The organism is Streptomyces sp. (assembly GCF_036566765.1).
In the GTDB taxonomy this organism is placed as follows: domain Bacteria; phylum Actinomycetota; class Actinomycetes; order Streptomycetales; family Streptomycetaceae; genus Streptomyces.
In genome coordinates this window covers 1-4,427 of record NZ_DATCVQ010000022.1, presented here as the reverse complement: position 1 = coordinate 4,427, position 4,427 = coordinate 1, and the positions used below count along the sequence as shown (strand labels likewise).

Below are 4,427 nucleotides of genomic sequence, written 5' to 3'. Positions count from 1 at the left end.
CTGAGCCATGTTCGGTGCCGCGTCGCGCGACCAGTGGCTTCACGCCGAGCGCGCGGACGAGGGCTGGGTGCCCAAGGAGCAGGACAGCGACTGGACCTACTGCTACACCTACGACAGGCTCTGACCGATCCGATCCGATCTGGTCCGGTCCGCTCCGCTCCGGCCAGGTGACCCGCCGGCGCCGCATGGCCCCCGAGGAATCCGGGCCTGCGGACGACGTGCGCGAAGGTAGCCGGGACCTGCGGCACGGTGAAGCCGACCGGGACCTCGTTCTTACGAACGGCGGTCTCACCACCCCGGGACTGCTTCGTCCAGGACGTCTGATCCACTGAACCGTGATCTCCACCCACCGGCAGCCAGCGCCGGGCTGACCCTCCGGCAGGGCCCTGCCAGCCGCCAGATTCGACCAGTTTTCCGTCCGCCACCGGCATCGGACGAAACGAGGAACGGGGAGATCGCCCACCTCGAGCACCGAACCAGCGCGGCAACCCGAGGCAGCCAGCTCTGGCGTGGGCAGACAGTCAAGGGGCGAAGCCCCCGTCACCACCACAGCCCCGTCGCTCTGACGCCGACCCCGCCAGCGGCGGCGCGACCCACCCGACCTGCCGCGTGCTCTGGCCGAGTGGGTCACGATGCTCATCGTCACCCGCGAGGGTGCCCGGCGCTGCAAGCTTCCGCCGCACCTGCGTGCGCTGGTCGCCCTGGTATACCTGCGCCGTCACGACACCCTCGCCCGCATCGCGGCCGGCTTCGGAGTTCCGTCGGCACCGCCCACGTGCCCCCGTCCGCCTGGATCGGGGGCGCGGTGCATCGAGGCAAGGCGCCCCGCAGTTAGCTACTCTCGCGGGGTCGGGCGGAGCCGGTCAGCGCCACTGCTGCCAGACGCCGTAGTTGCAGCCGATGACCCGCAGGCCGTAGGTCCGGCTGTCGTCCAGGCACATCCCGGTGGACTTGTTGCGGAAGAAGACGTTGCCGCTGTTGTTCCCAACCCCCCACTTGCAGTCGTTGTTGTTCCACTCGCACGGTGCGGCCTGGGCACCGCCCCACCAGGTCTGGAAGAGGCAGTCGGCGGTGGCACGGTTTGCACCATGGCGTAGCCGTTCCCATCGCCCCATAAGGTCCACTGCTGCCACACGTCGTCGCGCTCAAGCCGCACCGCATCCGCCGCGTCCTGTCCGTGGTCAGGCGCGGTCCTGGATGTGCAGCGGCTCGAAATGCCAGATGAGGTCGCCGATATAGCTGAACCAGTCCTGGTGCCAGCCGGGCGGGGCGTCGAACCCGGCGAGCAGCGGCCCGTTGCGGTATCTCGTGCGTCGTCCAGGCGCGGCCGCGGGACCTCCTGACCGTCAGGGGAGCGGCAGGCCCTCGGCGGTTCGGCGCGCGGTGCGGTCCTGCTGCCATTGCTGGGCCGCCTGCAGCATGGCCTGTCCGACGTGCTGGAAGAAGTCGCCGATGTCGTTGAGCCGGGCACCGGCGGGTGAGGTGGTGCCGAGGGTGTCCGCTCCGGTGTGGGCGAAGTCGGCCAGCGCGGCGTTCTGGCGGGCGCTGGCCATCCAGCCGCGGAACCATGCGTCCGCGTCGATGACGTAGCGTTCACGACGCCGGCGGGGGTCGCGTTCGCGGCGAATGAGTTCCTGCTCCTCGAGCTGGCCGATGGCCTTGGAGACCGAGGCGGGGCTGACCTTCAGGCGCTCGACGAGTTCGGCGGCGGAGAGACTGCCGCTGTCGGTGAGATAGAGGGTCGCGAGGACGCGGGCGGTCATCCGGGGCAGTCCGGTACTGATCATGACGGCGGTGAAGCGCTCCTCAAGTTCCTGGACGGTGCCCGGTGCGTGCGTTTGCGCTGGGCTGGTGTCCAGTGACGCTTGGCGTCCTGGGCGGCTTCGCCGGGCCCGGTCCTGGGTGGCCTGCTGGGCATGGTCGGCCTGGTAGCCGTCGGGGCCGCCGTTGCGACTCACCTCGCGCGTGACGGTCGACAGGGGGCGGTCGATCCGGGCGGCGATCTCCGTGTAACTGAGCCCCTCGGCCAGCCCCTCGGCGATCCGCTCTCGGTCCTGATGCGTCAGCCGGCCTCCAGGCATGGGGGCACCTCCAGCAGCGTCAGCCCGCTCGGTACGGCGGGGTCCGTGGACAGTCTTACGTTCGCCACCACGTCATTGCAAGTCTCGATGACTGAGCTTGCATTCAGCCTCACCCTCATTGCAACTTAGGGCCCTAAGATGCTTTAGATACAGGCTTTTTGACGCTCTGTGGCGTTGACGGATCAATGAATGCAAGTTACGTTCGTCATCACCTAAACGTTGTCCGTTGCGATCGCGGCGGCCCTGGTGGCCGCCGCTCGCTCACTGGGATGGGATCTCCGATGACGCACACGCCTGCCCTCGCGCGTGTCTCCGCCTGGCACCGGCCCCTGCTGGCCTGCTCAGGCCTCATGGCCGCTCTCGTGCTCGCCTGCGGTGTCGGCCTGGCTGTCGACGACCGGCTGCTGCTCGGAGAGTCGGTCTGGTACAAGCCGCTGAAGTTCGGCTTCGGCTTCGCCCTCTACGCCGCCACCCTCGCCTGGCTTCTCCCCCGGCTGAACAAGGGGCGGCGCCTCGCCCAGTGGCTGGGCACCGTCTTCGCGGCGACCACGGTCGCGGAGGTCGGCGCCATCACCGTCCAGGCGGCCCGCGGCACCGTCAGCCACTTCAACGCAGACCAGACCGACAGCGTCACCCTCGCGCTGACGCCGATCCTCACCTTCGGCGTCATGGTCATCGTGATCGCGCAGCTCGTCATCGGCGTCGCCGTACTGATCCAGCGCACCGGAAGCCCAGCCCTCAACCTGGCGATCCGCGCCGGCACCGTCCTCGCCGTCGCCGGCATGCTCATCCCCGTCTACTGGATGGTCACCGAGATCAACGAACGCACCGTCACCGACGCCAACGGCCACGCCATCCCGATGTACCAGGGCCACGGCATCGGCGACCCCGACGGCAACGGCATGCCGCTGACCCACTGGAGCGTCACCGGCGGAGACTTCCGCGTCCCGCACTTCTTCGCCCTGCACGGCATCCAGATCCTGCTCGTCCTCGTTGCCGTACTGACCGCCTTCGCCGCCCGCAAGGCCTGGCTGCGCAGCGAGCGGGTGCAGGCCCGCCTCGTCGGCGCCGCTGCCTTCGGATACACCGGGCTGGTCGCGGTGGTGACCTGGCAGGCCGGCCGCGGCCAGTCCTTCGCCCACCCCGACACCGCGACCCTCACCGCCCTCGCTGCCGTACTGCTCCTCACGGCCGGGGCCATCGCCAAGACGATCAGCGCAGCCAAGCGGGCAGAGCGAGACCGGAAGACACCGATACCCGCGGGCGTCTGACCACTGCTCCCGGTGCCGCAGCGCGCGAACCGCTGAGCGGCACCGGGATTGCACGCGACCGGAGCCCGCCGTGACGCGGTGCCGCCGCCAGGGGGCGCTCGTATTGCTACGGCAGACGGACCTGTAGTGCTGCGTGATCGGCATCGAGCGTCGGTGTGGAAGTGAACAGCGGGCCACGACCGGCTGACGGAGCACCTCAACGGTACGGCGGCGGCAGCGTCCTGCGGCGTTGCCGCGGGGTGATCCCGCACCGACGACGCAGCGATGACGAGGACCTACCTGGCTGGCAAGCCGCCCACAACAAGTCCCACAAGCAGGTCCGCGCCCGCGTCGAGCACGTCTTCGTCCGGATGAAGGCGTGGAAGATTCTGCGCGACTGCCGCCTGCATGGCGGCGGCATGCACCACGCGATGCTCGGCATCGCCCGCCCGCACAACCTTGCCCTCACCGGATAGCCCCGCCGCGCAGAGGATCGCGGCGGGGCTGGCCTACTCGAACGACGTCGCACGTCGACAGTCAATGCAGTTGGCATTCCGAGGGCTCGATGTCCGGCTCCCCCGGGGGCAGCTCCCCGGTGCGGTATCGGTAGAGCCAGGCTGCCGCCCTGCGCTCCGCGTGCTTCTCGATGACCGGTTCTCCCTGCTCGTCCAGTCCGAGGACGCTGGCGAAGACCGCGACGCAGATCTCCATCTGGGAGGGCGACTCGCGCAACTCCTCCCAGTAGTCGACCCCGTCCAGCATCGGGTGGCCGACCGACCCCCAGGCAAGCCATCCAGCGAAGCGTCGGAGGGCTCCGGAAGCACCAGGACTGAGATGCGAAGGTATGCGAAGAATCCAGCCCCGGCCTTCCCCGGTCGATCGTCAACCTCCCGCCGCAAGAGGCGACGGCCTCTCAGAGGGACGCCGATCGTTACAGGGAAGCCCTGAGTTGGAGCATCCCCATGTCCTCGCGATCTCCGCACGGCTCTTCTTGATCTTGATGATCTTGATCTTGATCGGGCAAAGGGCCGTTCAAGAGAGATGACTGGGTTTTCTTTCGGTGTCCGCGACGATGGCCAGTCGGCAGGCAAGTCGG

At 68.8% G+C, this 4,427-nt stretch carries 4 protein-coding genes and 2 pseudogenes; 3 read left to right on the top strand and 3 right to left on the bottom strand.

The genetic code is table 11. The features are described 5' to 3' along the window. Positions 1 to 632 precede the first annotated feature (632 nt). A pseudogene (locus VIU94_RS01100) lies at positions 633 to 799 on the top strand (transposase family protein); the annotation flags it as partial. A gap of 64 nt (positions 800 to 863) precedes the next feature. Here the strand turns inward: VIU94_RS01100 and VIU94_RS01095 are convergent. Together VIU94_RS01095 and VIU94_RS01090 are read right to left on the bottom strand one after the other, a co-directional pair. Next, positions 864 to 1,115, bottom strand: coding sequence for a ricin-type beta-trefoil lectin domain protein (locus tag VIU94_RS01095; protein WP_331906495.1), 252 nt, complete (start codon positions 1,113 to 1,115; stop codon positions 864 to 866). Positions 1,116 to 1,346: 231 nt separating this feature from the next. Then, on the bottom strand, positions 1,347 to 2,081 hold the full coding sequence (locus VIU94_RS01090) for a MarR family transcriptional regulator (RefSeq protein WP_331906493.1): 735 nt from the start codon (positions 2,079 to 2,081) through the stop codon (positions 1,347 to 1,349). A gap of 281 nt (positions 2,082 to 2,362) precedes the next feature. On the opposite strand from VIU94_RS01090, the gene VIU94_RS01085 reads away from it, so the two are divergent. Both VIU94_RS01085 and VIU94_RS01080 read left to right on the top strand, forming a co-directional pair. Beyond that, a complete protein-coding gene (locus tag VIU94_RS01085) occupies positions 2,363 to 3,352 on the top strand; it encodes a hypothetical protein (protein ID WP_331906491.1) in 990 nt (329 codons plus the stop codon). A gap of 239 nt (positions 3,353 to 3,591) precedes the next feature. After that, positions 3,592 to 3,807: pseudogene (locus VIU94_RS01080) on the top strand (IS5/IS1182 family transposase); the annotation flags it as partial. 61 nt (positions 3,808 to 3,868) lie between these two features. Here the strand turns inward: VIU94_RS01080 and VIU94_RS01075 are convergent. Further along, complete coding sequence (locus tag VIU94_RS01075; protein ID WP_422664583.1) at positions 3,869 to 4,177, bottom strand: DUF7677 family protein; 309 nt, start codon at positions 4,175 to 4,177, stop codon at positions 3,869 to 3,871. Positions 4,178 to 4,427: the final 250 nt, after the last annotated feature.